Genomic DNA, 25,885 nt, shown 5'->3' with positions numbered 1-25,885 from the left:
ACTTTTATACTAACAAACCCAAAATAGTCATGAATAATGGAATCAGTCTCAAGGAATTGGCAGCTGAGTTGAATTTGGCGCCATCTACCGTATCCAGGGCTTTAAATGACAGTTACGAAATTTCCGAAGCCACCAAAAAAAAGGTGATTAGCATGGCGGAAAAACTGAATTATCAGCCTAATCCATTTGCCAGAAGTTTGAGGGAGAATAAGAGTAAAACCATTGCAGTAATTATCCCTGAGCGTATTAATTACTTTTTCTCTCAGGTGATCGATGGAATCGAAGAAATTACTTCTGAGCATGGCTATCATTTGCTGGTCTACAGTACCCACGAGGATGTAGAGAAAGAAAAGAAAATCCTCTCTTTGCTTCAAAATGGCAGAGCTGATGCAATAGTCATGTCTGTTTCCAGCCAAACAAGTGATGTTTCTCATTTGAAGCGCTTGCATGATAGAGGTTTGCCTATATTATTTTTTGATCGAATTTGTTCAGAAATTCCCACCACCAAATTCATCACAAATGACTATGAAAGTGCTTTCGAAGGAACTAAGCATTTGATTCAGCAAGGATGTAAAAAGATCGCATTTTTAATGCTTAGTAAAGAACTTTCCATTACCAAAGAAAGGCACAGAGGCTATGTAGATGCCTTGAAAATGGCTGGAATGGAACCTGAACCCGCATTTAGCCTACATTGCTGTCATAGTGATGAAGATAATACTCAGTTGATTAGAGAGTTGCTGTTGTCCTCAAACAGACCGGATGGTATACTTTCTTCTGTTGAAAAATTGGCTTTAGCTACTTATCAGGCAGTCAAAAAAACAAACTTGAGCATTCCGGATGATTTGAAGATTATTTCCTTCTCAAATATGAGTATTGCCGGATTGCTAAATCCATCCCTAACTACAATCACTCAACCTGCAGAAACTATAGGGGAGGAGTGTGCAAAGCTTTTAATCAAAAAGCTAACAAAGCCCAGACAGCCCGATCTTTTGAATCAGGTAATTACCATTCCCAGTAAAATTACGATTAGGGAGTCGACACTTGTGAGATAAAAGGTTTAGAAATTATAAGTCAGCTTTAGTGTGCTGGAAATAAAAAAACTGCTCCGAAAATCGAAGCAGTTTTTTGTTTGAAAACCAGCTAATTTTTAATAACCGGGGTTTTGAGGGAAAGCACTTGCTCCACCTTCAGCCCGATCTATTTGATTTTGAGGTATAGGTCTAAGAGTATGGAAATCCTGAATATTTGGAGCTCCTTGAGGGTTGAATGCCTTAACTCTTTCTACCAAAATACCCCAGCGTTTCAAGTCTAACCATCTAGTTTGCTCGCCAATCAATTCCCTTGCTCTTTCTTCAGTCAAAAATTCGAAAGTCATCTGAGATGGAGTAATTTCCATTTGACTACTTCTTCCTGGAAAAGCAGCTCTTCTTCTCACCACATTGATGGTTTCGGTAGCTTCAGCAACTTTACCCTGTCTAAATTGGGCTTCTGCTAAAAGAAGATAAGTGTCTGCAAGGCGCATAGCGATATAATCCCTTCCACCTTGAAATTGTGTTCTATCAACTCTTCCGGGGTCCAAATGCTTGTTTAAAGATGGATACAGCTTTTCCGTATATCTACTTGGGGTAAGAACCTGGTAGGGCTTTTTTGCTTGCTCATCCAAAGGCATTTCAAACCCGGGTAGATAAATAGTTGTGTCTCCTTGCGCAAAGGTTACTTTCTGCTTTGTCGGGTCAAAGGTGGTATTGTATGTACCTGGTCTGTTGGCAAGAAAATGATCAACAAATGATTTTTTATATCTACTGTCATTTACTCTTTCTCCAAATACAGTTTCCAAGCAATAAGTAGTTGGCTTATAGCGCTTGAAAGGCCTACCATTTTGAGTATCCCGAATCATACCTGGTTGGATATCATATTCCATTAAGAAGAAAACGTGAGCATTATTGCCGCCACCATTGGTAAGAGGGTCTCTGGTATATTGAACCGACCAGATTACCTCATCGTTGATCTCATTTCCAAAGCGATGTACATCTCCAAAATCAGGTAATAATCGTAATCCGTAATTATTAATTACATTTTTCAATAAAGGTTCTGCTGACGCATAATCTGCTGCGCTGCCTGCAGGTGATGTTGCACGGGTTAAATAAACTCTTCCCAGTAAATGCTCTGCAGCAGGTCTGGTAGCTCTTCCATAATCGCTTGATTTAGCTTTGGCTTCCAGATTAGGGATGGCCTCCTGAAGATCTTGAATGATTGCAGCATAAACTTCGGAAACAGGTGCTCTGCTTACTTCTTTGGTAGGAACTTTGGTTTCGGATAATTGGAGGTCCACTGCTCCAAAAAGTTGTACCAATAAGAAATAGTGATGAGCTCTTATAAATTTAGCTTCTGCAACCCTCTGAGCTTTTAATTGGGAGGACATTCCGGTTACGTTCTCGGCTCTTTCGATTACAGCATTGCAGGTATTGATACCTCTGTACAATTCATCCCAAAGCTCACGAACATGCCCATTCTGGGAGTCAAATTGATTGGTATAGGTATTCATAAATTTCCAGCTACCGTCTGATCCATTGGTATAAATATCAGTTCCGAAAATGCTGAAATTGTTTCCTCTTTCTGTTCCATACCAGCTCCTCATAGTGCTATAGGCTGCATTTATGCCGTCATTTAGACCTTTTGGAGTGTTGAGGTAATTGTTCCCGATTTGTGAAATGACATCCTCCTCCAATAATCCATCGCAGGAAACAGCCATGGAGAGGCTCAAAGCCAAAAAACAGGCTTTAGCTCCATACTTTATATTATTGATTAATTGCTTATTCATGAGATTGATTTTTCTGATTAAAACTTAGCATTGATTCCAAAAGTAAACTGGGTAACAGCAGGGGATATGTTAGCATTGACTACACCACCTTCGACCCCTTGCTCTCCATCGATGAAAACCTCTGGATCTATACCCTTATGCTTTGTTCTGTACTCTGAGAATATAAACGGCTGCTGAATACTGCTATAAACTCGCAGGCTTTGCAAACCAATCTTTTTAACTGCTTCTTGAGAGAAAGTATAACCGAAATTGATATTTCTAACCTTCACGAAAGTTCCGCTGAAGTAGGACATGGAGGTATTATATTTCGGACGCTCTTGATTTTGATTTGGCCTTGGATAATCATTAGTCGGATTATTAGGAGTCCAATAATTCACGGCTAGGTTATTATATCTTCCAAACAGCGTATTGAAATTATCATGGAAGGCTGATCTGATCATGGAACCAAATCTTCCAAAGATGAAGAAGTTGAAATCAAATCCTTTGTAGGCAAAACGGTTAGTCATACCGATTGAGAAATCAGGGACTGCAGAGCCTAGAAATTGTCTGTCATCTGCATTGATTCTTCCATCGCCATTGAAATCTTCCACCTTGATTTCGCCAGGAACATCGCCAAATGAATTAGCTACATCAGCTTCGCTTAATTGCCAAATTCCAACTTTCTTCAAGTCGTAAAAAACAGTCAATGGACGCCCAATAAATCTACCTGCAGCGATATCATCTCCGTTGGGTAGTGAAATGATTTCTTCTCGGTTTCTTGTGAAAATCAGGTCTGTGGACCAAGTGAAATCTCCTTTTTCAACATTTAAGGTAGATAGAGTTAATTCAATTCCCCGGTTTTGGGTTTCGCCAATATTGGTAATAAAACCTCCAAATCCGGTTGAATTCGGCAATGGTTGAGGTGCCAAAAGATCGGAAGTATTGGTGACGTAATATTCCAAAGCACCTATTACTCTTCCTTTCCAAAGGGCAAAATCAACCCCAGTATTGAATGTTGTAGAAGTCTCCCATCTCAAATCCGGGTTACCAATTGAGTTTGGACGATAACCAAATGCAGGAGTATTATCAAAAGCATAAGTAGTACGACCAAGAAGTGCTTGCGTTTGATAAGGATTGATTGCTTGATTTCCAATCGATCCATAAGAGACTCTCAGTTTCAATTGATCTACGGATGAGGAATTTTTCAGGAAAGCTTCCTCAGATAAATTCCAGCCAACTGCCACAGAAGGGAATACCCCGTACCTATTGTTTTCTCCAAATCTTGAGCTACCGTCAGCCCTTACTGTACCTGTTAGAAGGAGTTTGTTTTTATAATCATAATTAACCCTTCCCATGAATGACATCAAAGCCCATTGAACCAAATTTGTGTTTGCTCCTGTGATTTGGGAAGCATCTCCTAAACGATGGAATAGTTGGGACTCTGCTGGTATGCCTAATACACTTACCGTGGTCTGCTCAAAATTGTCCTTTTGAATGGACTGAAGGGCAGTGATGTTAATATTATGATCCTGATTGAATTTTTTAGTGTATGTCAGGATATTTTCTAGCGTGTAATTGAATCGAAAACGCTCATTAACACTTCCTGTAGCTGCCCCACCACGTCTTGCATTGGTTTGAGATCCTGTGAATCTTCCAGACCTGGCTATGTTAAAATCAGGACCAAAAACAAACCTGTATGTCAAACCTTCTGCAATTTGCCAATTGGCATAAATGGAATTGAAGATCCTGTATCTTTTGGTAAGATCGACTTGGGCCCCTGGTACAACTTCTGCAAAAGGGTTGGTTCTCAGACCATCAGACGTAGGTAAAAAGATCAAATTACCCTCATCATCAAAAGGCTTACCTAATGGATTTTCTTGCAGTGCACCACCTAGTGGGTTAAAGTCTTCTCCATTTCTTTCACTGTAAGATACCAGAGTGGAGGTTCCTATCTTAAACTTATCATTGATTTGATGATCGATATTCACCCTAAATGTATAGCGGCTGAAATCCTGATTGATTACTACTCCCTTGTCATTGAAGTAGTTGGCAGAAACAAAGAAGGTTGTTTTATCACTCCCCCCACTTACTCCAATTTGATGACTCTGGATTGCACCGGTGCGAAGTAGACCTCCGATATAATCGGTGCTTCTTCCCATGGCTAAGCTTTCTAATTCTACTGGTTCAAAAATATTTGCATCAGCTTCTGGAGTGGCCGGACCTTCAGGATAGTTTCCTGTAGCTCTTCTGGACTCTCTTTTGTATTCTGCGAATGCAGGTCCATCAAAAACTTCAATTCTTCCCAATTCTTCATTGATTCCATAATAGGAGTCTAAAGACACTACTGTTTTGCCTTTTGTACCTCTTTTGGTAGTGATTAAAACCACTCCATTCGCCCCTCTTGAACCATAGATAGCTGTTGCAGAGGCATCTTTCAGAACTTCCATGGAAGTAATGTCCTGAGGGTTGATGTCATCCAATCCACCTACAATCGGAATTCCGTCTACTACATACAAAGGTTCGTTGGATGCATTGAATGATCGTCTTCCTCTGATACGAACCTGAGGTGGTGAGCCTGGCTTTGATCCGGGCTGAGTAACATCAACTCCTGCAGCTCTTCCTTGTAATGCCTGCCTGGCATCGGTGATCGGGAGCTCTTGGATTTCTTTGTTTCCAACTGAAGAAATTGCACCTGTCAGTTGACTTTTCTTGGCTGTTCCGTATCCTACCACAATCACTTCTTCCAAATCAGATAAATCTGGATTGAGGCTTACATTAATAGTAGTCTGATTACCAACTGTGACCTCTTTTGGGTCATAGCCAATAAAGGAAAATACTAAAACCCCGGTTGAAGGGGCTGAGATGGAATACTTTCCATCTAAGTCGGAGGTTGTGCCGCGGGTAGTTCCTTTCAATAGAATGGTCACCCCGGGAAGGGGATATCCTGTTTCGTCGGAAACGGTTCCGCTTACTTGCTGGTCTTGTGCTTTTGCCTGGAATACACCAAGCAAAAGAAAAAGCACTACCGTGAGGTAAGTGTAAAATTTTGGACGCATTGGATAAGGGTTTATTGTTAATTGATAGATAGATTATGGTTATAAATAGAGTTTTCCTAATGTGTATTAATGATACTTTAGAACTTTATTTATGATTATAATTTACCTATATATAAAACCCATAGCAAGGTGTCTAATAGTATAGATTACGGAATCGATTTCGTTTGCAAATAGCTAAAAATCAATTAAATAGTATTTTTCTAAGAATCATAAAAAAATATGAATGAGTTTGAAAAATAAATTAAACAATAACCTAAAATATCGTCTCAGGAAATAAAAAAAGGAAGACCAAATTATATAATTCAATCTTCCTTTTTTTGTTAATCAATATAAATTAAACCTTGGGAGGTTCCCAACCTTTTTCATATTGACGTGTCCATAAGGCCATGGCAGCTTTGGAGTTGGTGATATGACCATTTTTGGGATCACATTGTAATATTTCACCAGTTCTTGAAGCAATATTGGCTAAATGACAAAGCAGAGTACTAACGGCACCTTCTTCTATATTGGAGTTTTGTTTTTCTTTTCCCCTTACTGCGTTAAAGAAGTTGACTACGTGAGTGGTACTCATGTCGCCACCACCTCCGAGTTGCGTACCACCTTCGGAACCTGAAGATTGACTATCCGTAATCAGTTTTCCATTTCGGTCAAAGTGCTTGTAGCCATTTCTATTGACAAATACACTTCCTTCAGAACCGTAGATGATTGTCCCTCTATCTGCTCCATAAGTATTCAGGCCATTTCTACTTTTACCGTCCCATGTGATCGTCTTGTCTTTACCAAACTTAAAAGTTGCTTCCATGGTATCGTACATAGTCCAGCCATCATCCACAAAATGATACTTTCCAGAATCAACCATGACCTGTGAAGGATAATCTACTTGCAAAGCCCACCTTGCCACATCTAATTCATGAGTAGCATTATTGCCTGTCTCTGCAGTGCCATAATCCCAACCATACCAGTGCCAATTGTAATCCCAAGTGTCATGAGTGTATGCTCTCCTTGGAGCGGGACCTTGAAACATGTCCCAATCCAAACCTTCTGGCACTGGAGCAGGAGAGGGGTTGACTACTCTTCCACGCTGATTACTGTAAAAGGCAACTGCTTTATAAGCTTTACCGATTGCTCCATTATGAATGGCGGCAATGATTTCTCTACTTTCAGGAGCTGAGCGTTGCTGATTTCCCATTTGAACTACCTTATTGTATTTCTTCTGTAAAGCGATCAACAGTTCTCCTTCTTTTGGATTATGGGAGCAAGGCTTTTCTACATATACGTGTTTTCCTCTTTCCATTGCAAGCCAAGTTCCCGGTGCATGCCAATGATCCGGAGTAGCATTAATCAAAACATCCAAGTCCTTGTCCTCCAAAACCTTCATGATGTTCCCTTCCAATTTGGGCTGATAAGAAATATGCTTGGAAAAATTGCCTGCTGCTTTGGTCATTTGGCTTTGCATTACATCACAGAGGTAAAGCAAATTCACATTGCTGGATTCTAAAGCGATTGGCTCGTAAAAAGCTCCCAATCTCCTTCCCAAACCTGCTATAGCTACATTCAATCGTTCATTGGCACCAATGATTCTACCATAGGATTTGGCTGAAAAGCCCACAGCTCCTAAAGCCGATAAGCCTAGGGTGGCTGCCGTACTTTTTTTGATAAACTCTCTTCTATTTTGCTTGCTCATGGTTATTGGGTCTTAGTTCAATGTTTTTATTTTGATATTTTTAAAGCTGACTTCATCACCATGATCCTGCAAAAGGATATGGCCCTGCTCTGCCTCGCCAAAGTTTTCCCAGATTTTATACTTACTGATTGCCACTAGGTCTTTGTACTCTTGGGAACCCCTGACATATTCAACTACTTTAATTCCATTTAGATAATGTTCCACTTTATTATCAGGATGCACGACTATTCTACCCTTATTCCATTCTCCGATTGGTTTCAAAAATCTAGGCTGTTTTTCTGCTTTGATCAAATCATACAAGGAAGCTAAGGTTCTGTTACCTTCTCTTCCCATTTTGGCGTCTGGATGTCTTTCATCATCCAAAATCTGATATTCCAAGCCAATCGCTGAACCTGAATTTTCTTCTTTCAAAGTGACAAAATATTTCATACCGCTATTGGCTCCTTCCGTTAACTTAAAATCAAAAGCTAAGTCAAAAGCACTGAATTCCTCTGTGGTTACAATATCTCCAGCATTTGTGGATTCTCCGCCACCTGAGGCTGCAATGGTCAATATTCCATCTGTAACAGACCAACCGAAATCAGGGAAGCTGTCTTTATAGGCTCCAACCCATCCTTCTGAGTTTTGACCATTAAATAAAAGTCTCCAACCCTGAGTTTTTTCATAATCTGTCAATTCATTCAAACGGTTATTGACCACGAAAATGTCTTTGTTGAAAGGTTGAGGATCTAAGTTTTCTGTTTTGATCCTTACATTTCTGAAATAGGTTTTTCGACCTGCATCTTCTGGCTTTTGGATACTATGAACCTGAAGACCAATAAAACCCATTTTGTCCATGTCATCTACGACATAAGCAACTTCCTGTCCATTCAACCAGGTTTTGATTTCATCTCCAATTACTTCAATTCTATATTGATTGTATTCACCTAATTTGAAAGCTGATTTTGCTTCAGGATTGAGCTCCAAAGGATATAGCCAGCCTCTTCTGGCTTCATCATATATACCAGCTGACCAAGCTCGCTCGGTTGGGTCAGCCTCAATTTGGTAACCGTAAACCAATCCTTTTCCGTCCCTTCCATTGGGATCAAATTGTCCTCTGGCCATTACTCCGGAATTAGAAGAAACATGCTCTACCTTAAGCTCTAGCTCCAGAATAAAATCCCCGAATGTATCTTCAGTGATTAAAAATGTATTGGGAGAGCCAGCAACTGCGGTTCCAATGATTTCGCCATTTTCTACAGCAAAAGTGGCTGTTCCGGCTACTGCCTTCCAACCGCTTAAATCTTCTCCATTAAATAGGTTTTTCCATCCATCCGCGTTTTCTTTTTCACCGGAAGAACATGAAAAAAGGAAAATACTACCGAGAAGGGCAAGGATGTAAATTGATTTTATATTCATACAAAGTCTTGTTTATACATTCTAAATTGAAAATTTCGAGGCTTAGGTACAAGTTGAGCATGATGTAAGTTACGCAATCGTTTGCGAGTTTTACCTTTGATTTTACATGAGCAGCTAGCAAAAATCTTCGAAGATCCTTTGGCCTGAAATCCCTACTTTTGTGCATGCTTGATTTTAATGAAAGAAGAAAGGTCTTTATTACTTGCAAGGACCGATCGGTGACCTACTTGGAAAAGGAAGTAAGAGAGTTAGGTTTTGTTCCTGAATCTGTACAAAGGACAGGGATAGAACTTATTGCCAGTATGGAAGATTGCATGGATTTGAATCTTCATCTCAGAACAGCCTCTCACGTACTCTTCGAAATCAAGTCTTTTTATCTGCGTCATGCGGATGATATTTATCGCAGAGTAAAAGCTATCACCTGGGAGGATTATCTGGATGTGGATGGCTATTTTTCTATTAATTCAGTGGCAGACAATGAAAGTGTCACTACCCCTTTGATTGTCAATGTGAAAATTAAAGATGCTATTGTAGATCGTTTCAGAGAAAAATTTGGAAGGAGACCTGATTCTGGCTCAGAATTTAGCGGGGCCGTTTTTCAGATGTTCTGGAAGGATACGCAAGCCACCTTATACATTAATACCTCTGGAGACACGCTGGCCAAGCATGGATATAGAAAAATTCCAGGCAAAGCTCCTATGATGGAGGATTTGGCAGCGGCTACCATTTATGCTACCGAATGGAATACGAGAGTACCTTTTATCAATCCCATGTGCGGTTCAGGTACTTTGGCCATAGAAGCAGCACTGATGGCTACAAAAAGATTTCCAGGTTTATATAGATCCCATTATGCCTTTATGTCAATTCTGGGTTATGATGAGTCTGCCTATCAAGCTAAAATAAAGAAGTTGGAGGCCAAAATAGTGGAGGTTCCTGAAGTCAAGATTATAGCATCTGATATCTCATTACAAGCTATTTCATTTGCGAAAGAAAATGCCATGACTGCCGGAGTGGATCATATGATTGATTTTCAGGTTTGTGATTTTGCGGAAACTGAGATTCCAGAGAAGCCAAGAGGCGTGATCATGTTTAATCCCGAATATGGAGAAAGGCTGGGAGAGGAGACGGAATTGGAGCAAACCTACCGCAGGATAGGAGATTTCATGAAACAAAAATGCGCGGGGTATCGTGGTTATATTTTTACCGGAAACCTTGAATTGGCCAAAAAAGTAGGACTAAAAGCCAGCCGAAGAATTGAATTTTGGAATGGTACAATCGACTGTAGATTGCTGAAATACGATTTGTACGAGGGAAAACGGGACTAAGGGAAGTATGAAAGATAAAGTTAGAAAGCTGAAATTTTTCAGCTTTCTAACTTCAAACTTCAGCCTTTATTGGTGTTCATCTCTGAGTAGATCATTGACTGTTTTCACCGGGTTGAAAGTGATCAAAGGAACTTCAACGAACAAGGTATTCCAGCCTGCCATTGCACCGTTCCATAAACCAGGTAATTCCAAAGCCTTGAGTTCTCTACCGCTTTTTGATTTCTCTGTAATGAATCCGGTTTTCATGTCTCTGTATTTCAAAAGATCAAATTCTTCTCCTTTGAAATTACGGGTGCCACAAACCAAATCTACCGGATTGAAATGGGTAGCAGCCTGAAAATGTTTTTTTGACTCAGGGTCAGAAAGATCGATTTGGGCTGTTTCGAGGATTTGAAGGGACTGACTGCCATCTTTTTCCATCACCCAAAAAGGTCCTCCTCCAGGTTCTCCAGTATTTTTCACCATGCCACAGACACGGATCGGTCGATTGAGCTTTCCTTTCAGAAAATTGGCTCTTTCCATCAAAGGTTGGTTTTCAAACTCATTTGGAAGCTTTGCTCCTAATACTTCAGTAAAGACATTTTTTGCCTTTTTCAGTGACTCATCCGATATCTCCTGACTCAATTCTTTTAAAGCTTCAAAAACTTTCTCCTGAATTTCCAGCAATAGCCCTCCAATGGCCATTTTATAGGTTTTTGTATCTGGTTTAAGTCGGTCAGGAACTACATTGTCAATATTTTTGATGAAAATTAAGTCAGCAGAAATATCATTTAGATTTTCCAACAAAGCACCATGTCCGGCTGGACGAAACAAAATAGATCCATCTTCTTCAAGGAATGGCTCATTATCCATCGAGACGGCAATGGTGTCAGTTGATTTTTTCTGCTGTGAATAAGTTACCTCGTATTTAAGACCTGTTTTGGACTCCAATTTTGGAACGATGCTTCCTATTTCTTTTCTGAATTTTTCTTCATGTTCCGGTGAAACGGTAAAGTGAATTTTGACAAGTTTACCTTTTCCCACTGCATACTGTGAGCCTTCGAACAAGTGCTCATAGGCAGGTGTCCTTGCTTCAGATTCGTATTGGTGAAATTTTAAAAGGCCTTTGGGAAGGTTTCCATAACCTAGTCCAGAGTCTTCCAAAAGAGTACCTACTATTTCTTTATAATCCTTTCTATCGAGACAATCGGCAATCGAAGTATTCTTTTCTTTCAATGTCGCATTCAAATCATCATAGAAAGCGAATTTTTCGATTTTGTCTATGAACTTCTGTACAAAAGCCGATTTGCTCAAGTCACCATCTCCATCCAAAAAGGAGAAGAGATCTTTAAACATCCTGGATGCAGCGCCTGAAGCTGGAACAAACTTCACTACTTCTATAGATGCCGCTTTTTTGGGATAAGTTTCTACAAAATGCTTCAATTGATCATCCGAAAGCACCTGAATGCCATCCTGAGGAGTTGCTGGGCCTGTTATTTTCAAATAAGGAAAACCATCCTTAAAGTTTGAAATTTGCTCCGCTACTGTATCAGGATCCATTCCTTGGGCGATAATTTTGTCTTTCAACAGGGTATCCATGTGGTCTTAGGGTTAATGGTAAAAACTGTAATTTAACAGGTCGGAGGGCATCACTCAAATTTCAAGAGTAATTTATTAAGAAGTGATGTTGATTTTTTTCTGGGTGGGCTCAAAATTTAATCTTCGGAAACTAGCTGGAAACGAATTTTTTGACCCGGAGCCTTTTGAGCTATAACTCTCAGGTCCTTTTCATCAATTTGTAAAACTCTTGGATAGCCTCCTGTTACTTGCGCATCTTGCTGCAGCACCAATAGTTTTCCACCCGATGTCAATTGAATAGTCCCTGGATAAACAGGAGCAGTTAGAATATCTGAGATTTGATTGGAGACCAATTCTTCCAGTTGGATTGCCATCGTATTTTTCATATTTGAAATATGGAAATCCCTGGATAGAAGCATCTTTTGTGCGGTGGGATCCAATAAGTACCACTCCGGACCAGGGTAAACCCTGATTTCTTCTTTTTCCAAATAGCTATTATCCCATTTAGGATGTGAATAAGTAGTTTTTATCGGGTCTGAGAGGTTGGTGAAAAATGGGATTTTTGCTCCTTTTGTAATAGATGCAGCATCTGTGATGCCGTTTAGTTGAGTTCTGGAACCTAAGATCTCTTGGGTTTGAAATCCTCCCCGAATTCCCAAATAAATTAAAGAACCGCGCAGAAATTTTCCTATTTCTAAAAGATCACCTTCTTGAATCTCTATAACTCCGTTACAGGCTATATTTTTCCCATTGAGCTTGATGGTAGATGAAGCACCCGAAATACAAATTTGGCAGGCTTGCTCAAACTGTAATTTCAATCCAGGTTGTTGGATTTCCATTTGGGCGTCTCCAGGTGAGTTTTTTAGTAAATGATTATTCCATAAAAAAGCTTCCAAGTCTCCAGGACCTGATTGTGGCACTCCAAATTGGGCTAAGCCAGTTCTTCCTAAATCCCTGATTTTTGTCCCTGGGCCTGTTTGAATAAGGTTCAAATAAGCTATGTCCTTGATCATAGCTGTTCTGGGAGTTTTGGGTTTCGCTTTAACCGCTCATATTCCGATTCAGAAATAGGAGTAAACTGAATCAGGTCACCTGCTTTTCCCCAAACTGGTGGGATAGAAGAGGGAGTAAAAAAAGGAATAGGGCTCCTTCCTATGATATGCCAGCCACCGGGGGATTCCAGGGGATAAACACCTGTTTGATCTCCTCCAATGGCCACAGAGCCTGAAAGAATGCTGCGGTCTGGTATGGATTTTCTGGGAGTAGAAAGTATGGGGTCTAAACCTGAGAGATACATAAACCCAGGTAAAAAACCATAGAAGAAAATCCTATAATTGGTCTGACTATGCAGTTGAACAATTTCCTCCTCTGACATTTTTTTTTCTGAAGCCAAATTGAGAAGGTCTTTTCCAAATTGGCCTCCGTAACATACGGGAATTTTCCAAACCGTATCTGAAAGAGTAGCTGTTTGAGCGGAGGTAGTTTTAATCAGCTTTTGAAACTGATCTTCAGGAAATTGATTTTTCCACTTAACGACAATTGATTGATAGGCTACCCTCAAATCATTTATTTCATTTCCCAGTTCATTCTGCAGGGATTTTTCCAATGATAATCTTTTAATTAGAAGAGAATCACTTACTTGTTCGGACCATTTTATTTCGGTGTATTGAGGACCAATTTGAAAAACTGAAGGAGTCAATTCCACCATTTCTTCCTGATTTTCGGTAAAAAATTCAATAATCCGGGGTTATCTCCGTGAAAACAAAGGGTATCAGCAGGAACCGAAATCATGGTTCCATTGACCGTTTGGATTTTGCCTGAGTTCAATATGGGTTCTAAGTGTTTTTCAACAGAATCATACTTTGTTAAAAGAGAGTCTGCCTCTGATCTAGGCCTTAATTTTAGATCTTCCCCATAAGTACGGTCGCCGAAAATTTCTCTTTTGATAGCCAATCCAGCCAATTTTGCTGCCTTTTCCATCTCTGAACCCGGTGGAACAAAGACGGTGGTTTCAGGAAGGTTTTCGATCAAAAAGTGGCAAAGTAATTCCGCTAATCTGGAATCTTTGGCTGCATCATTATACAAAGCTCCATGAAACTTGATATGATCTAATTCAAGTCGGGTATTTTGCCTTACGGATTCGAATAATTCCAATTGACTGGCTAAGGCATCGATTAGATATTCATCAGAAATATCCATGGATTTCCTGCCGAAATTTTCCAGATCAGGATAGGAGGGATGTGCACCTGCTGCTTTCCCGAATTTTTCACAGAGAGAAAGTGTGTGGGCAATGGTACTCTGGTCCCCAAAATGCCCTCCGCAGGCTATGCTGGCTGCATCAATCAAGGGAATGATTTGGGCTTCATTTTCTACCCCTTCACCTAAATCACAGTTGATCTGAATTTTGGCTTTTTCCATATTCTAAATTAAGAAAGAAAACAGGAAAAGATTCATTAATCCCCAAATTGACATCCTAAGCGCTGTTTTTTAACTTTGAGTATCTTTTAACTTAAACCTGAAAATTATGGGAAAAGGAGATTTGAAATCTAGACGAGGAAAAATCAATCGTGGAACTTTCGGAGCAAGCAGACCCAAAAAAGAGGCCAATCGTCAGACCAGAAAGGCCAAAATGGGTTTGAATAAGAAGTAAAGCATTGATCAATAAAAGAGGGTTTTGGCCCTCTTTTTTATTTTTCATGTGACCTAATATAATGTAGCTGAGGTACTTTTTCTACGAAAATTTGGCTGGAGATACATTGGAATTTTAGCATTTGATCAAGAGGTCCGAATAATGAGATTCCTTCTCCCAAAATCACAGGAATTTGGGTTATTATTATTTCATCGATTAGGTCTTCTTTGAGAAAACTTTGAATAGTTTTACCCCCATCGATGTATAAACTCAAGTGACCATTCGAATGAATATCCTTAAGGACATCCTTCAAATTTCCTTGGACCAGAAAAACTTTGTCTTGTAGCTCTTTTGGAATTTGTTTGAGCGTGGTACTCATGACATAAACAGGCTTTTCGTATGGCCAAGGAATGTCAAAACCCAATACTGTTTCAAAAGTATGCCTTCCCATTACAAGTGCATCCACGCTTTGCATGAATGCTGCATAGCCTGAATCGACTGTGTTGAGTTCCGGAACTGATTCCAAAAAGTCTATTCCGCCGTTTTTATCCGCAATAAAGCCATCCATGCTTGTAGCAATGAATACCTTGTTTTTTGCCTTTTCTGCCATGAAATTAAAGATTATTATAATATTTGATCCACTCGTTTAATTGCTTAAAATCCAATTGCCCTTTGGCTAATTTCAGATGATGCATAATTGCAAGGGATTTTTTCATTCTACTTTCCGGATTTTTAACTTTAGTCACCAAGTAAATCAGTGATCTTTGTTTCCCGGGAGTAAGTGATTTAAAGAAAGCACTGCCTTCTTCATCCTGATCCATCAATACCAAAAATTCCTCAGGAACTTCGTGTCCATATTCACTCAAGTCCCGCTCCATTTGGATAGTTGCCTTTTTGTTCTCATCCAAATCAAGTTTTTTGCGGAGCTCTTGATTGATAAGGATATACCAGCATTCTTTTGCTTTCATCAAGGCCATATGAAAAGGTTGGCTTCCATTTATTTTGACCAACACTCTTCTGTGATTTTTATCCATCATCTGCGCGGCAATTACATCTGGAACCGGAAAATGATAGTGCCAATGATTGAAATCAAATTTACCTAGCCGACTTTCAAAATTGAGCATTCTTTTTCTTATCAAGATAATAATTGATTTAGCTTTTTCAGCTTTCACTCCGAATCTAGGTCAAGGAAATAAGGTTAAATTCTCCTTTTTTCAAATTAAAATTGATTACTTGTAAGAGTCAAAATTTTAGAAATATGCGCTCAAAATTGCCCCACATCGGGACGACTATTTTTACAATCATGTCTAAAATGGCTCAGGAGGAAGGAGCAATTAATTTATCCCAAGGCTTTCCGGGCTTTGGTGCCGATCCTGAATTATTGGATATGGTGGCCAAGTATACCAAAGCCGGATATAATCAATATGCACCCATGAGTGGGATTCCTTCTTTAAGGGAAAAAATGGCGGAAAAAACGCTAAGGTGCTATGGTGCCAAGGTGAATCCTGAAACAGAAGTAAGCATAGTTTCAGGGGCGACCGAAGCAATTTTTTCTTCAATTACTGCGATGATACATCCTGGTGATGAGGCGATTATACTGGAGCCCGCCTATGATAGTTATGAGCCAGCTATATTATTGAGTGGAGGTATTCCAATTCGAGTTCCATTGAATTCAAGTGATTTTTCGGTTGACTGGGAAAGGGTGAAAAACTCCATCACCTTTAAGACTAAATTGATTGTCATCAATAGTCCTCATAATCCAAGCGGATATGCATGGACTCAAGATGATTTGGATCAATTGGCCGAATTAGTCAGAGAAAGGAATATCTATGTGGTCAGTGATGAGGTATATGAACATATCACATTTGATGGCCGGCCCCATCTTTCTTTAGTTGGACATGAGGAATTGAGACAAAAATCCTTTGTGTGTGGGTCTTTTGGAAAGACTTTTCATGTAACGGGATGGAAATTGGGCTACTGTATCGCTCCTGAAAAGCTAACGGAAGAATTTCGGAAAATCCATCAATATGTAACTTTCAGCTCGGTTACTTTTTTACAATATGCTCTTGCGGAATATCTGGAAAAACCTGAGCGATATGAGTCGATTCCTGGTTTTTATCAAGAAAAGAGGGATTTATTCTTAACTGGCTTGAAAGAAACAGGCTTAGAGTTTCAGGCTACCCAAGGAAGTTTTTTCCAAACAGCCAGCTATGGACATCTTTCAAAAATTGGGGACAGAGAGCTAGCAGAGAAAATGACCAAGGAATTGAAAGTAGCCTGCATTCCTGTATCCTCTTTTTATCAATATCAAAAAGATGACAAGATCATTCGCTTTTGTTTTGCCAAAGAAAATTCAGATTTGGAAGAGGCTTTGGTCCGTCTGAAGAATCTTGGAGATTTATTCAAAAAATAAGCGGCAGAGATTTCTCCCCGCCGCGGTCGTGTTAAGCATCCTTTCCTAATCAGGCCAGGCTCTTTCTACAAAATTCCAGGCATTTTTGCACTTCAGCTACTGGATTAGATCCTTCCGGTACCTGATATTCCAGTTCTATAGTTGCTGGGAACTTGTATTTATTTTTTTGCATGAGTTTGAGTACATCTCCTATAGGAGTGTCTCCGCTTCCCCATACCACGTTTCCTTTGCCATTTTCAGGCCTCTGACGATCTTTGGTATGCATGCTGAGGATATTCTTCTGCTGTTTTTCAATCAATTGAAGTAAATCTTTGTGCCCTGCTGCGATATAATGTCCCATATCCAAATTCAGTGCATTTTTTGGGCTTTGAGCCAAGGCTGTATCCCAAAAGTCAAAGGTTTGTTGTTCGTGTCCATGATAGGCAACTGCCATACCAAACTGTTCACCCATTTTACCCAATTTCAAGGTATGGGCATCATTTGAGGGATGCTCTAAGGTTACATGACTGGCTCCGAGAGCTTTGGCTGCTTTCATTCCATAAGCGATTTCAGCATCCGTATTATTCATTCCAAATGCGCTTGGTTTGAAAGCATAGATACTCACACCAGCGTCTTTGTACATTTTTCTCAATTGTTCGAAAGGCTTCATAGAGGCATTCGCTCTCCATTGTGCAACTTCCTGAGAATATGCTTCAGCAGCTTTTCTGATTTCTGCCAATTCATTCTTATCATTGTCTGAGAGAGTTTCTCCTCTTCTTTCTCTTCCACCCAATTGCCATGCTTTCATCCTGTCAAATGTAGGGGAAGGCATACCTGCAAATGATTCCGCTGGATCTCCCATTAGTTCAACAGCACTTAAACCTGAGTCTGTTATATATTTCAGGGTTGCTTCGGCACTTTGGTCAGGAAGTGATCGGAATGAATAGGTAATGCATCCAATCTGAACTCCATTAATCTGACTATCCGGTTTATTGTAATTTTTGATGATCGAGGGGGCTCCCTGTAGCCAAGCAGGAGCTAAGGCTAAGCCAGCGGCTCCTAAAGTGGATTTAATAAGAAAGTCTCTTCTGTTCTTCATGGTCGTTTGCAGGTTAAATTAGGTTTGAAGCTATTGTTTCAAATTAACAAAATAGATTCGTATATACGAGTATTTCAATTGAAATATTTAACAGAAGAGCTTTAAAGGCCTAAAAACAAGAAACTAAGGATTAAATATAAACCTTTCTTTGAAAAGAAAGCAAGCATAACCTAAAAAAATAAAAAAAGAAAACTGCATTTATCGCTAAATTTCTGCATTGAAGGAATTAAGTATTTTTTCAAGCTCGGCAATATTCATATTTGTTTTATTAATCATTTAGATCATGAAAAAGAACTATTGTAACATTTTAAGATTAACCTTGCTTTTTTGCATAGGTTTTGTGTTTCAGCTGCAAGCACAAACAGAGAAAAGTCTTCTTTGGAAGATTAGCGGGAATGGATTAGAAAAAGATTCCTATGTATTTGGTACCATTCACATGATTTGTCCTGATCAATTTTTGATGAATGAGGAAATTAAGGGTGCTTTCACTGGTACTGAACAGTTGGTTTTAGAATTGGATATGGATGATCCAGAACTGCAGCAAAAGATGCAGGCGGTATCTATCAATTCTGGAATGAAAAATATCCAAGGAGAAATGAAAGAGGAACAATCCAAGGCTTTGGATGAGTTTTTAACTCAAAATTATGGGGCAGGATTGGCACAAATGGGAATACTGAAGCCCTTTGTATTGACTTCAATGGTCTTGATGAAGCAATTGCCTTGTGATCAAATGGAGAGTTATGAGTTCTTTTTTACGCAGATGGCTCAGCAGCAAGGAAAAGAAATTCTAGGTTTGGAAGATGTAGCATTCCAAGTAGGAATTTTTGATCAGATTCCTTTGAATGTTCAGTTGGAAGAGCTTGGGAAAATGGTAACCACAGATGAGTCCATGAAAGAGTTTCAGACTATGGTTGAGGCTTATGTTGATCAGGACTTGGATAAGTTGTACCAAACCATCAGGGAAAATTCAATGACCGGTAATTTTTCAGAAGTGCTTTTGGATCAAAGAAATGAAAAATGGATCCCGGAAATGGAGAAAAAAATGGGAGAAAAATCTACCTTTTTTGCAGTAGGGGCAGGCCATTTGGCTGGTCAAAAAGGAGTCTTGAATCTTTTGAAAGAAGCTGGCTATACGCTTTCACCAGTTAATTAATTGCTATTTCAAAACAATGGGGTTTCAGGGAAAAATATCTGAAAAACATCTTTACTGGGTTCTACAGGTGCTTGGCTGGAGTTCCATTGTTTTTATTGAAACCATCAATTATACCTTCTTTATTGTCGGAGAGTTTATTTGGGAATATGTGATGCAGTTTTTGATCATGTCATTTCTAGGATTGACTGTATCTCATTTTTACAAAACCTATTTTATCCCTAAATCTCAATTTCAAAAGAAACTTTCCAGAATCTGGGTGAAAGGGTTAGTGGATGTTTTTGGGATTACATTCATCATGACGGCTTTATTGTATCTCCCTTTAATCATGAGTTCTGATTTTGAGGGGCTTAACTCTCAGTTTATTATCAGCTACTTTGGACAACTCATGAATTTGGGACGCTACGTGATGGGTTGGGTGATTATCTATTATCTTTTCCATATCATGAAGCACACGCAAGAGGTGACCGAGCAAAAGCTTTTGCTGGAGAATTTGGCCAAAACTTCTGAGTTGGAACTCTTGAAAAATCAATTGAATCCTCATTTTTTATTCAATTCTCTCAATAGTATCAAGGCCTTGGTTTTAATTGATCAGGAGAAGGCAAGAGATGCGATAATCAAGCTTTCGGAATTGCTGAGATTCTCTCTGAATTATGAGAAAGCTCCTTTAATAGCTTTGAATGATGAAATGAAGGAGGTAGAAAAGTATCTTTTGCTGGAGCAAATCCGATTTGGAAAAAGATTGGATGTTCATATTCAGCTGGAAGAGGAAACCTTGGATTTGAAAGTGCCTCCGGCCATGGTTTTAACCTTAGCTGAAAACGCGATCAAACATGGGATTACGAAGCTTCCTGATGGGGGGGCTATCCATGTATCCAGCAAAAAAAGAGGAAAAAATTTAATTGTCGAGGTGACAAACTCAGGGCAGTTGAATGATACTTTCAACTTGGGAATCGGCCTTCAAAACGTTCAAAAAAGATTAGAATCTCTTTTTGGGGAGAATTCAAAATTCATGCTCGACAGTAACTCTTCCAATGAAGTTCGGGCTATTATCAATCTACCAATCAATTAACATGAAAAAGCGGGTTTTCCTTGTGGATGATGAAAATTTGGCTCTAAAGGAGTTACAGGTACTACTTCAACCTTTTCCGGAATTGGAAATAATCGGTAAATCTGATCGTGTTCAGGAGGCAATTATTCAATGCAATGAACTAAAACCGGACTTGATTTTCTTGGATATCAATATGCCTGGAATGGATGGCTTTCAGTTTCTCGAGCAATTGGATGAGGTAAACTCTGTCATTTTTGTAACAGCCTATGATCAATACGCCATCAAAGCTTTTGAAATTAACGCTTTGGATTATTTACTGAAACCCCTTAATCCCATACGGTTAAAAGAAGCTGTCAATCGCTTTTTGTCCAGAGAATCAGATGTGGAGAGTACAGAAGAAAGGCTTTCTCCAGAAAAGAAGATTTTCATCAAGGATGGAGATTCTTGTCATTTCGTACCGGTATATAAAATATTTTTATTGGAAAGCGTGGGGAATTATGTGCGGGTTCATTATGAAAACCAAAAGCCACTTTTACATAAATCTTTAAGCTATTTGGAATCCAGACTTCCTACAGATCTATTCTTTCGGGCAAATCGTCAGTACATATTTAATATGGATTTTATTCAGAAAATTGAACCCTACTTCAACAGTACCTTGTTGATAAAATTGAAATCAGGTCATGAAATTGACTTAAGTCAGCGTCAAAGCGTGAAGTTCAGAGAGATTACGGGTATCTAAAAAGGCAAAATGAAATCACTTGAAAAAAGAATTGCAGAGGGAGAATTTTTGAAGGAATTGGACTTTCAGACAGCCAGAAGTTCAGGTCCGGGAGGACAACATGTAAATAAAGTTGAAAGTAAAGTTCAATTGTATTTTGATGTACAAAACTCTACCGTTTTATCTGAGGAAGAAAAAGAAAAACTTTCTCAAAAATTCAAAAACAAGATAGATCTAGAGGGTAAGTTACAGCTGCAAAGTCAAGAAAAACGCTCTCAGATTCAGAATAAGGAATTGGTAGTAAAAAAGTTTTACGATTTGCTTAGAAAGGCATTTGAAAAAAGAAAAATCAGGAAAGCAACCAAACCCACCAAAGCAGCAGTAGAAAAGAGAATTAAGGAAAAAAAAGCCAGATCCGAGAAAAAAGCCGGTAGGGGTTGGACCAAAGACTATTAAACTCTATTCTTCTGACCCAAAGGTTTTTACCAAGAGTTTTTCACATACTTTTTGACTGAGAGTTTCCTTTTCAACATCTCCGTAACTGATGACCATACTTTGATCAAAAGCTTCCTTTGAAATCACCTTTAATTCTGTTCCCAAAGTCAAGTTTCGGCTATTGAGATACTCCAAAAATTCTGTGCTGGAATCTGCCAAAGCAGCTAAAATTACTTCCTGTCCCGCTTTAGCTTCTGAAAGGTTTTTGAATCTTAAGTCTTGAATTCTTCCTTGTTTATCTGGAATAGGAGATCCATGAGGATCCACCGTTGGAAATCCCATCATTTCATCCATCCTTTCAAAAAATTTAGGGGCATGAATATGCTCCACCTGCTCAGCGATTTCATGTACCTCTTCCCATCCAAAGCCCATTTTAGTCACTAGAAACATTTCTGTCAATCGGTGCTTTCGGATAATCAAAGCAGCCTCTTTTTTCCCTTTAGACGTCAGTATGACTGGTTTGTATTTCTCGTAAACACATAGTCCGGTCTTTTGCAAATTTTTGACCATGGAGTTGGCAGTAGGCATGCTAACCTGAAGTTGGTTCGCCAGGTCAGAAATATTGACTTCCCCTTGCTCATTCGACAGATTAAAAAGGGCTTTGAGATAATTTTCTTCCGTGGTTGAGGCCATAATTAAAATTTGAGTACTCAAATATGTGAAAAAAATTGATAGAATAAATTTGTTAGATAACTCTAACATTGTAATTTTGTAATTCTAATTAAAATAGTTAGCTCTTTAATCTTATTTATTTACAAGAAACTATGATCACTCGCTTACTGCTTACTCTTTCATTTTGTTATCTTTTGAATGATACTGCCCAAGGGCAACATAGCTTAAAGGGTAGGGTACTTTCAGGGGGAAAGGCTGTGGAGTTTGCCACTATATTTTTACCCGATTCTGGGAAAGGTGCAGTTTCAGAAGCCGATGGGCATTTCCAGATTTTTGGATTACAGAAAGGGCGGCTAAAAGTCGAGGTTTCCCTTTTAGGATTTAGAAGATATATCACTGAGGTAGAGATTCCATACGAGGGTGATATGATTGTTGAAATGGAATCTTTGGATTCAAGTTTGGATGAGGTGGTAGTCAGTGGAACTTTACAGGAAGTCTCTAGGCTAAATAGCCCTGTTCCGGTGGAGGTTTATAAGGAGGGCTTTTTTAAAGCCAATCCAACCCCATCCTTATTTGAATCCTTACAGAATATTAACGGAGTAAGACCTCAAATCAATTGTAACATTTGTAATACAGGGGACATCCATATTAATGGTTTGGAGGGGCCCTACACTATGGTATTGATTGATGGAATGCCTATTGTCTCTGGTTTGTCAACTGTTTATGGTCTGACAGGAATCCCTCAGTCTTTAATCGATCGAATTGAAGTGGTTAAAGGACCTGCATCTACTTTGTATGGTTCGGAGGCAGTTGGTGGCTTGATCAATATCATTACTAAAAATCCTGACTTAGCACCCAAAGTAGGAATAGATGCTTTTGGCACTGGATGGGGAGAGTATAATTTGGATCTAGGTATTCGTTCCAAGTGGGGAAGGTCCGTAAAGTCTTTGACAGGAATTAATGCTTTTTATTATGATAATCCCATCGATAATAATGGAGATGGCATGACGGATTTGACCCTTGCAAAGCGGATATCGGTTTTTCAAAAAATGACTGTGGATAGGGCTAGTAAAAAAGCCCTGAATCTAGGGCTTCGCTATTTGTATGAGGATAGATGGGGTGGCCAGATGAATTGGACTTCTGCTAACCGCGGAGGAGATGAAATTTACGGAGAGAGTATTTACACCAGTCGCTGGGAGGTTTTTGGGAATTATGAACTTCCGGGCAGTGAAAAGTTGAATTTTCAATTTTCAGCAAACGGGCATAATCAAAACTCTGTGTACGGTGATGTCATTTACATCGCAGATCAAACCATCGCTTTTGGACAATTGACTTGGGCTGAAAATTTAGGAAATCATCAATTGCTCTCCGGTTTGGCTTATAGATATACTAAATACGATGATAATACTCCAGCAACCTCTTCGGTAGAGTTGGATTTAAATCAACCTTCAATCATTCACTTACCCGGAGTATTTGTTCAAGACGAGATCAAATTGACTACTAGTCAAAGTTTACTCTTAGGGGCAAGAGCAGATTATAATTCCATTCATGGAGCCATTTTCAGTCCTCGCCTGAATTATAAAATTTCATCCGCTGATCAGACGATGGTTTTTAGATTATCAGCGGGAAATGGCTTTCGGGTAGCTAATGTATTTACGGAAGATCATGCTGCTTTGACCGGAGCCAGAGAAGTGGTATTTGAAGAGGAATTGCAGCCAGAACGTTCTTGGAATGTCAATGCGAATGCCATCAAGAAATATTACAGCAGCAAAGGGGCATTTCTCAGTTTAGATGCTTCGCTATTCTATACCTATTTCACCAATAGGATCATTCCAGATTACGAAACCAATCCAAACCAAATCATCTATGCCAATTTGGATGGTCATGCGGTTTCGAAGGGAGTTTCATTAAATTCTAATTTTGCAATGCCAAGTGGCTTGGAAGGAAGTGTTGGAGCCACGCTGATGGATGTGACTTTTACAGAAGAAGGAATCAGCACAAGGCAGCTTTTATCAGAGAGGTTTTCAACTGTATGGAATATTGGTTATACCATTTATCCTCTGGATTTGAAAATTGACTATACCGGAAACCTCTATAGTCCAATGCGCCTACCCTTATTGGGGGAATTGGATGACAGGCCTGAGTTTTCTCCTTGGTGGAGTATACAGAATATTCAACTCACTAAATCCATTGGCAAAAAATGGGAGGTTTATGGTGGAGTTAAAAATCTCTTAAATTTTACCCCGCCTGCCAATAGCATTGCCAGAGCCTTTGACCCTTTTGATAGGGGAGTTGAGTTCGGATCAGATGGATCGGTTATTCCAACGCCAAATAATCCGAATGCGCTGACCTTTGACCCCACTTATATGTTTGCTCCCAATCAGGGAATTCGAGGGTTTTTAGGATTAAGATTTACCATTTTGGATTAAATATAAGATGCTGTCTCAAAGGTGAAACTTGTCACATTGAGCGAAGTCGAAATGTGCTTAATTACAATAAAAATGGCCTTCGACTCCGCTCAGGCTGACATTAAACTGATTTATGAGACAGCATCTTTTGTGTTTTAAAACAAGCTTCGTTTTTTCTTCTTTTTTCTGGTCATAAAAAACAAGGTAAAGCCAGAAAAAACTGTAGCTAAACCAAATAGTGAAAATGCTCTTAAGAGTAAATTATTGAAATCATCTCTGCCTGCATAATCCATGGTATGAAACATCCATAGGAAATCAAACCAGCGCCAACTTCTATGTCTTACTCTTTCAAAGTTCCCGCTCTTAGCGTCAATGTAAGCTGTTAAATTTTCAGGGTGCTCAAAATGAATTGCCCAGGCAGGCAAAGGACGTCCTCGGTATTCATGATGTGAACCTGTCTCAGTGAGATATTCAGCCTCCTTGATTTGAAGATTACCTTTGATGTAAATCTGAGCTATTTCCCGAGCTTCTTTTTCAGTGATTTCCTCTTTTTTAAGGCCATTTTGAGCATGATAAAGGACATTGTCATTGACCCAATAATAGGGTTGATGATTGACAAATCGAAGTTCTAAAGAGGAGATTTGTAAAGTTGAGTCCAGACTTGAAGGGTTGATCAAATTACTTGGAGATTCATGCATCATATGTTCCTGATGAAAATGATCACCATGAATTTCATCAATATCAGTCCAACTGAAATAAAGTCCACTGATGGTCCACAATAGGAACTGGATTCCTATAAATACGCCTAAAAATCTATGGATTTTACGGGCGAAGTACTGATTGTTCTTTCTCATAGGTGGGTGATAGGTGAGTTTTCTCTTCAGTAAAATTTGTTAGTATTTAGCTGTTTTTGAAATCAAATTTGATTTGGGTTGTATTCCAGCTAACCGTAATTTCTCCCATGCCAGGAGCTGTTTCCTGAACAAAATAGGTCAGAGATTCAACAGGTTGATCGAGCTCTTTGGGTGTGACCGTAAATCGTAAAATGTCTTTTTCTTGGCTATAGTCATCAGCTAAGTGCATATCCCAGTTTTCATTTAGAATGATGGTCCATTCATTTTCTCCGGGAATGGTAAAGATTCCGTATTTCCCGGCTGGAATTTCATTGCCATTAATGCTGACAGGCTTGTCGAATTGAATTGAGGTGGCTTTATGTGCTCCTGTGACCCACACTTCTCCGTAAGCGACTAGTCCACCAAATATTTGTCTTCCTCTTACGCTTGGAGAGGAGTAATCTATGTGTACATGGTTGCCATCTATCATTGCCATAGCGCTAGTCCTAGGGCTTTTGGAGGGAGTAGCTTTCTCGGCCGGAGCTTCATGATTTGCATGGTCTTCATGATTCATTTCTCCATTTGAATCGGAGGATTTTGGACTGCAAGCAATTGCCGCAAAAAGGGTGAATAATAGAATTCTGTTTTTCATATGATTATAATTTGTTTTTCAGTGGT

At 39.3% G+C, this 25,885-nt stretch carries 23 protein-coding genes; 9 read left to right on the top strand and 14 right to left on the bottom strand.

Going from position 1 to position 25,885, the window contains the following annotated elements; translation table 11 throughout:
• The first annotated feature begins 29 nt into the window (after positions 1–29).
• The gene (locus B2906_RS06265; RefSeq protein ID WP_091650900.1) at positions 30–1,052 is read left to right on the top strand and encodes a LacI family DNA-binding transcriptional regulator; all 1,023 of its coding nucleotides are present in this window, start codon (positions 30–32) and stop codon (positions 1,050–1,052) included.
• A gap of 95 nt (positions 1,053–1,147) precedes the next feature.
• Here B2906_RS06265 and B2906_RS06260 read toward each other — a convergent pair whose 3' ends face one another.
• The 4 genes from B2906_RS06260 to B2906_RS06245 all read right to left on the bottom strand — a co-directional run bounded on the left by B2906_RS06260 (position 1,148) and on the right by B2906_RS06245 (position 8,938).
• The gene (locus B2906_RS06260; RefSeq protein WP_286935997.1) at positions 1,148–2,821 is read right to left on the bottom strand and encodes a RagB/SusD family nutrient uptake outer membrane protein; all 1,674 of its coding nucleotides are present in this window, start codon (positions 2,819–2,821) and stop codon (positions 1,148–1,150) included.
• A 17-nt stretch (positions 2,822–2,838) separates the two neighbouring features.
• Positions 2,839–5,856, bottom strand: a complete 3,018-nt coding sequence (locus B2906_RS06255) for a SusC/RagA family TonB-linked outer membrane protein (protein ID WP_286935992.1) — start codon at positions 5,854–5,856, stop codon at positions 2,839–2,841.
• A gap of 334 nt (positions 5,857–6,190) precedes the next feature.
• Positions 6,191–7,540 carry a Gfo/Idh/MocA family protein gene (locus B2906_RS06250; RefSeq protein ID WP_286935987.1) on the bottom strand — a complete coding sequence of 450 codons (1,350 nt, stop codon included), beginning with the start codon at positions 7,538–7,540 and terminating at the stop codon, positions 6,191–6,193.
• 12 nt (positions 7,541–7,552) lie between these two features.
• The gene (locus tag B2906_RS06245) at positions 7,553–8,938 is read right to left on the bottom strand and encodes a 3-keto-disaccharide hydrolase (protein WP_219959115.1); all 1,386 of its coding nucleotides are present in this window, start codon (positions 8,936–8,938) and stop codon (positions 7,553–7,555) included.
• Positions 8,939–9,102: 164 nt separating this feature from the next.
• On the opposite strand from B2906_RS06245, the gene B2906_RS06240 reads away from it, so the two are divergent.
• A complete protein-coding gene (locus tag B2906_RS06240) occupies positions 9,103–10,263 on the top strand; it encodes a THUMP domain-containing class I SAM-dependent RNA methyltransferase (protein ID WP_144602722.1) in 1,161 nt (386 codons plus the stop codon).
• A 66-nt stretch (positions 10,264–10,329) separates the two neighbouring features.
• Here the strand turns inward: B2906_RS06240 and B2906_RS06235 are convergent, their stop codons facing one another.
• The 4 genes from B2906_RS06235 to B2906_RS06220 form a co-directional block, all read right to left on the bottom strand.
• Entirely contained in the window at positions 10,330–11,841 is a 1,512-nt protein-coding gene (locus B2906_RS06235) for a DUF4301 family protein (protein WP_219959114.1), read from the bottom strand.
• A gap of 116 nt (positions 11,842–11,957) precedes the next feature.
• Positions 11,958–12,833 (bottom strand): biotin-dependent carboxyltransferase family protein, encoded by an 876-nt coding sequence (locus B2906_RS06230; protein WP_219959113.1) that lies wholly within the window; start codon positions 12,831–12,833, stop codon positions 11,958–11,960.
• Positions 12,830–13,528 (bottom strand): 5-oxoprolinase subunit PxpB, encoded by a 699-nt coding sequence (gene pxpB, locus B2906_RS06225; RefSeq protein ID WP_219959112.1) that lies wholly within the window; start codon positions 13,526–13,528, stop codon positions 12,830–12,832. The genes B2906_RS06230 and pxpB overlap by 4 nt, the downstream gene beginning before the upstream one ends.
• Positions 13,516–14,238, bottom strand: a complete 723-nt coding sequence (locus B2906_RS06220; protein ID WP_091649985.1) for a LamB/YcsF family protein — start codon at positions 14,236–14,238, stop codon at positions 13,516–13,518. Before B2906_RS06220 ends, pxpB begins: the two co-directional genes overlap by 13 nt.
• Before the next feature lie 106 nt (positions 14,239–14,344).
• Between B2906_RS06220 and B2906_RS06215 the strand changes: the two genes are divergently transcribed.
• Positions 14,345–14,470, top strand: a complete 126-nt coding sequence (locus B2906_RS06215; protein WP_219959111.1) for a 30S ribosomal protein THX — start codon at positions 14,345–14,347, stop codon at positions 14,468–14,470.
• A 37-nt stretch (positions 14,471–14,507) separates the two neighbouring features.
• Here B2906_RS06215 and B2906_RS06210 read toward each other — a convergent pair whose 3' ends face one another.
• Together B2906_RS06210 and B2906_RS06205 are read right to left on the bottom strand one after the other, a co-directional pair.
• Positions 14,508–15,059 (bottom strand): dihydrofolate reductase family protein, encoded by a 552-nt coding sequence (locus B2906_RS06210; RefSeq protein ID WP_219959110.1) that lies wholly within the window; start codon positions 15,057–15,059, stop codon positions 14,508–14,510.
• A 4-nt stretch (positions 15,060–15,063) separates the two neighbouring features.
• Positions 15,064–15,573, bottom strand: a complete 510-nt coding sequence (locus B2906_RS06205) for a YdeI/OmpD-associated family protein (protein ID WP_219959434.1) — start codon at positions 15,571–15,573, stop codon at positions 15,064–15,066.
• 134 nt (positions 15,574–15,707) lie between these two features.
• Here B2906_RS06205 and B2906_RS06200 point away from each other — a divergent pair, with 134 nt between their 5' ends.
• Positions 15,708–16,862: a methionine aminotransferase gene (locus B2906_RS06200; RefSeq protein WP_219959109.1), complete on the top strand. Its 1,155-nt coding sequence runs from the start codon at positions 15,708–15,710 to the stop codon at positions 16,860–16,862.
• A gap of 49 nt (positions 16,863–16,911) precedes the next feature.
• On the opposite strand, the gene B2906_RS06195 is transcribed toward B2906_RS06200, so the two are convergent.
• The gene (locus B2906_RS06195) at positions 16,912–17,940 is read right to left on the bottom strand and encodes a sugar phosphate isomerase/epimerase family protein (protein WP_219959108.1); all 1,029 of its coding nucleotides are present in this window, start codon (positions 17,938–17,940) and stop codon (positions 16,912–16,914) included.
• 283 nt (positions 17,941–18,223) lie between these two features.
• On the opposite strand from B2906_RS06195, the gene B2906_RS06190 reads away from it, so the two are divergent.
• Genes B2906_RS06190 through arfB form a run of 4 tightly spaced genes read left to right on the top strand, consistent with a single transcriptional unit; the run spans position 18,224 to position 21,315 of the window.
• Entirely contained in the window at positions 18,224–19,093 is an 870-nt protein-coding gene (locus B2906_RS06190) for a TraB/GumN family protein (protein WP_219959107.1), read from the top strand.
• Positions 19,094–19,109: 16 nt separating this feature from the next.
• Positions 19,110–20,162, top strand: a complete 1,053-nt coding sequence (locus tag B2906_RS06185; RefSeq protein ID WP_286935964.1) for a sensor histidine kinase — start codon at positions 19,110–19,112, stop codon at positions 20,160–20,162.
• A gap of 1 nt (position 20,163) precedes the next feature.
• On the top strand, positions 20,164–20,880 hold the full coding sequence (locus tag B2906_RS06180) for a LytR/AlgR family response regulator transcription factor (protein WP_219959105.1): 717 nt from the start codon (positions 20,164–20,166) through the stop codon (positions 20,878–20,880).
• 9 nt (positions 20,881–20,889) lie between these two features.
• The gene (gene arfB, locus B2906_RS06175; RefSeq protein WP_144602697.1) at positions 20,890–21,315 is read left to right on the top strand and encodes an alternative ribosome rescue aminoacyl-tRNA hydrolase ArfB; all 426 of its coding nucleotides are present in this window, start codon (positions 20,890–20,892) and stop codon (positions 21,313–21,315) included.
• A gap of 3 nt (positions 21,316–21,318) precedes the next feature.
• Here arfB and B2906_RS06170 read toward each other — a convergent pair whose 3' ends face one another.
• Positions 21,319–21,987: a metal-dependent transcriptional regulator gene (locus tag B2906_RS06170; protein ID WP_219959104.1), complete on the bottom strand. Its 669-nt coding sequence runs from the start codon at positions 21,985–21,987 to the stop codon at positions 21,319–21,321.
• A 131-nt stretch (positions 21,988–22,118) separates the two neighbouring features.
• Here B2906_RS06170 and B2906_RS06165 point away from each other — a divergent pair, with 131 nt between their 5' ends.
• Positions 22,119–24,395, top strand: a complete 2,277-nt coding sequence (locus B2906_RS06165) for a TonB-dependent receptor (protein ID WP_219959103.1) — start codon at positions 22,119–22,121, stop codon at positions 24,393–24,395.
• 134 nt (positions 24,396–24,529) lie between these two features.
• Here B2906_RS06165 and B2906_RS06160 read toward each other — a convergent pair whose 3' ends face one another.
• Positions 24,530–25,228, bottom strand: a complete 699-nt coding sequence (locus tag B2906_RS06160) for a PepSY domain-containing protein (protein ID WP_144602689.1) — start codon at positions 25,226–25,228, stop codon at positions 24,530–24,532.
• A 46-nt stretch (positions 25,229–25,274) separates the two neighbouring features.
• Positions 25,275–25,859 carry a DUF2911 domain-containing protein gene (locus B2906_RS06155; RefSeq protein WP_219959102.1) on the bottom strand — a complete coding sequence of 195 codons (585 nt, stop codon included), beginning with the start codon at positions 25,857–25,859 and terminating at the stop codon, positions 25,275–25,277.
• Positions 25,860–25,885 lie beyond the last annotated feature (26 nt).

This window comes from Algoriphagus sp. UBA3586, from assembly GCF_002376385.1.
In the GTDB taxonomy this organism is placed as follows: Bacteria; Bacteroidota; Bacteroidia; order Cytophagales; family Cyclobacteriaceae; genus Algoriphagus; species Algoriphagus ornithinivorans.
Note: the sequence above shows the minus strand (reverse complement) of the source record. Positions and strands in the feature narration are given on the sequence as shown.

Coding starts and splice junctions, on each gene's coding strand:
- B2906_RS06255 (WP_286935992.1), bottom strand. CDS start 5,856: ATGCGTCCAAAATTTTACACTTACCTCACGGTAGTGCTTTTTCTTTTG.
- B2906_RS06170 (WP_219959104.1), bottom strand. CDS start 21,987: ATGGCCTCAACCACGGAAGAAAATTATCTCAAAGCCCTTTTTAATCTG.
- B2906_RS06220 (WP_091649985.1), bottom strand. CDS start 14,238: ATGGAAAAAGCCAAAATTCAGATCAACTGTGATTTAGGTGAAGGGGTA.
- B2906_RS06240 (WP_144602722.1), top strand. CDS start 9,103: ATGCTTGATTTTAATGAAAGAAGAAAGGTCTTTATTACTTGCAAGGAC.
- B2906_RS06165 (WP_219959103.1), top strand. CDS start 22,119: ATGATCACTCGCTTACTGCTTACTCTTTCATTTTGTTATCTTTTGAAT.
- B2906_RS06235 (WP_219959114.1), bottom strand. CDS start 11,841: ATGGATACCCTGTTGAAAGACAAAATTATCGCCCAAGGAATGGATCCT.
- B2906_RS06250 (WP_286935987.1), bottom strand. CDS start 7,540: ATGAGCAAGCAAAATAGAAGAGAGTTTATCAAAAAAAGTACGGCAGCC.
- pxpB (WP_219959112.1), bottom strand. CDS start 13,528: ATGGTGGAATTGACTCCTTCAGTTTTTCAAATTGGTCCTCAATACACC.
- B2906_RS06160 (WP_144602689.1), bottom strand. CDS start 25,228: ATGAGAAAGAACAATCAGTACTTCGCCCGTAAAATCCATAGATTTTTA.
- B2906_RS06230 (WP_219959113.1), bottom strand. CDS start 12,833: ATGATCAAGGACATAGCTTATTTGAACCTTATTCAAACAGGCCCAGGG.
- B2906_RS06200 (WP_219959109.1), top strand. CDS start 15,708: ATGCGCTCAAAATTGCCCCACATCGGGACGACTATTTTTACAATCATG.
- B2906_RS06245 (WP_219959115.1), bottom strand. CDS start 8,938: ATGAATATAAAATCAATTTACATCCTTGCCCTTCTCGGTAGTATTTTC.
- B2906_RS06180 (WP_219959105.1), top strand. CDS start 20,164: ATGAAAAAGCGGGTTTTCCTTGTGGATGATGAAAATTTGGCTCTAAAG.
- B2906_RS06260 (WP_286935997.1), bottom strand. CDS start 2,821: ATGAATAAGCAATTAATCAATAATATAAAGTATGGAGCTAAAGCCTGT.
- arfB (WP_144602697.1), top strand. CDS start 20,890: ATGAAATCACTTGAAAAAAGAATTGCAGAGGGAGAATTTTTGAAGGAA.
- B2906_RS06155 (WP_219959102.1), bottom strand. CDS start 25,859: ATGAAAAACAGAATTCTATTATTCACCCTTTTTGCGGCAATTGCTTGC.
- B2906_RS06205 (WP_219959434.1), bottom strand. CDS start 15,573: ATGCTCAATTTTGAAAGTCGGCTAGGTAAATTTGATTTCAATCATTGG.
- B2906_RS06265 (WP_091650900.1), top strand. CDS start 30: ATGAATAATGGAATCAGTCTCAAGGAATTGGCAGCTGAGTTGAATTTG.
- B2906_RS06195 (WP_219959108.1), bottom strand. CDS start 17,940: ATGAAGAACAGAAGAGACTTTCTTATTAAATCCACTTTAGGAGCCGCT.
- B2906_RS06210 (WP_219959110.1), bottom strand. CDS start 15,059: ATGGCAGAAAAGGCAAAAAACAAGGTATTCATTGCTACAAGCATGGAT.
- B2906_RS06185 (WP_286935964.1), top strand. CDS start 19,110: ATGGGGTTTCAGGGAAAAATATCTGAAAAACATCTTTACTGGGTTCTA.
- B2906_RS06215 (WP_219959111.1), top strand. CDS start 14,345: ATGGGAAAAGGAGATTTGAAATCTAGACGAGGAAAAATCAATCGTGGA.
- B2906_RS06190 (WP_219959107.1), top strand. CDS start 18,224: ATGAAAAAGAACTATTGTAACATTTTAAGATTAACCTTGCTTTTTTGC.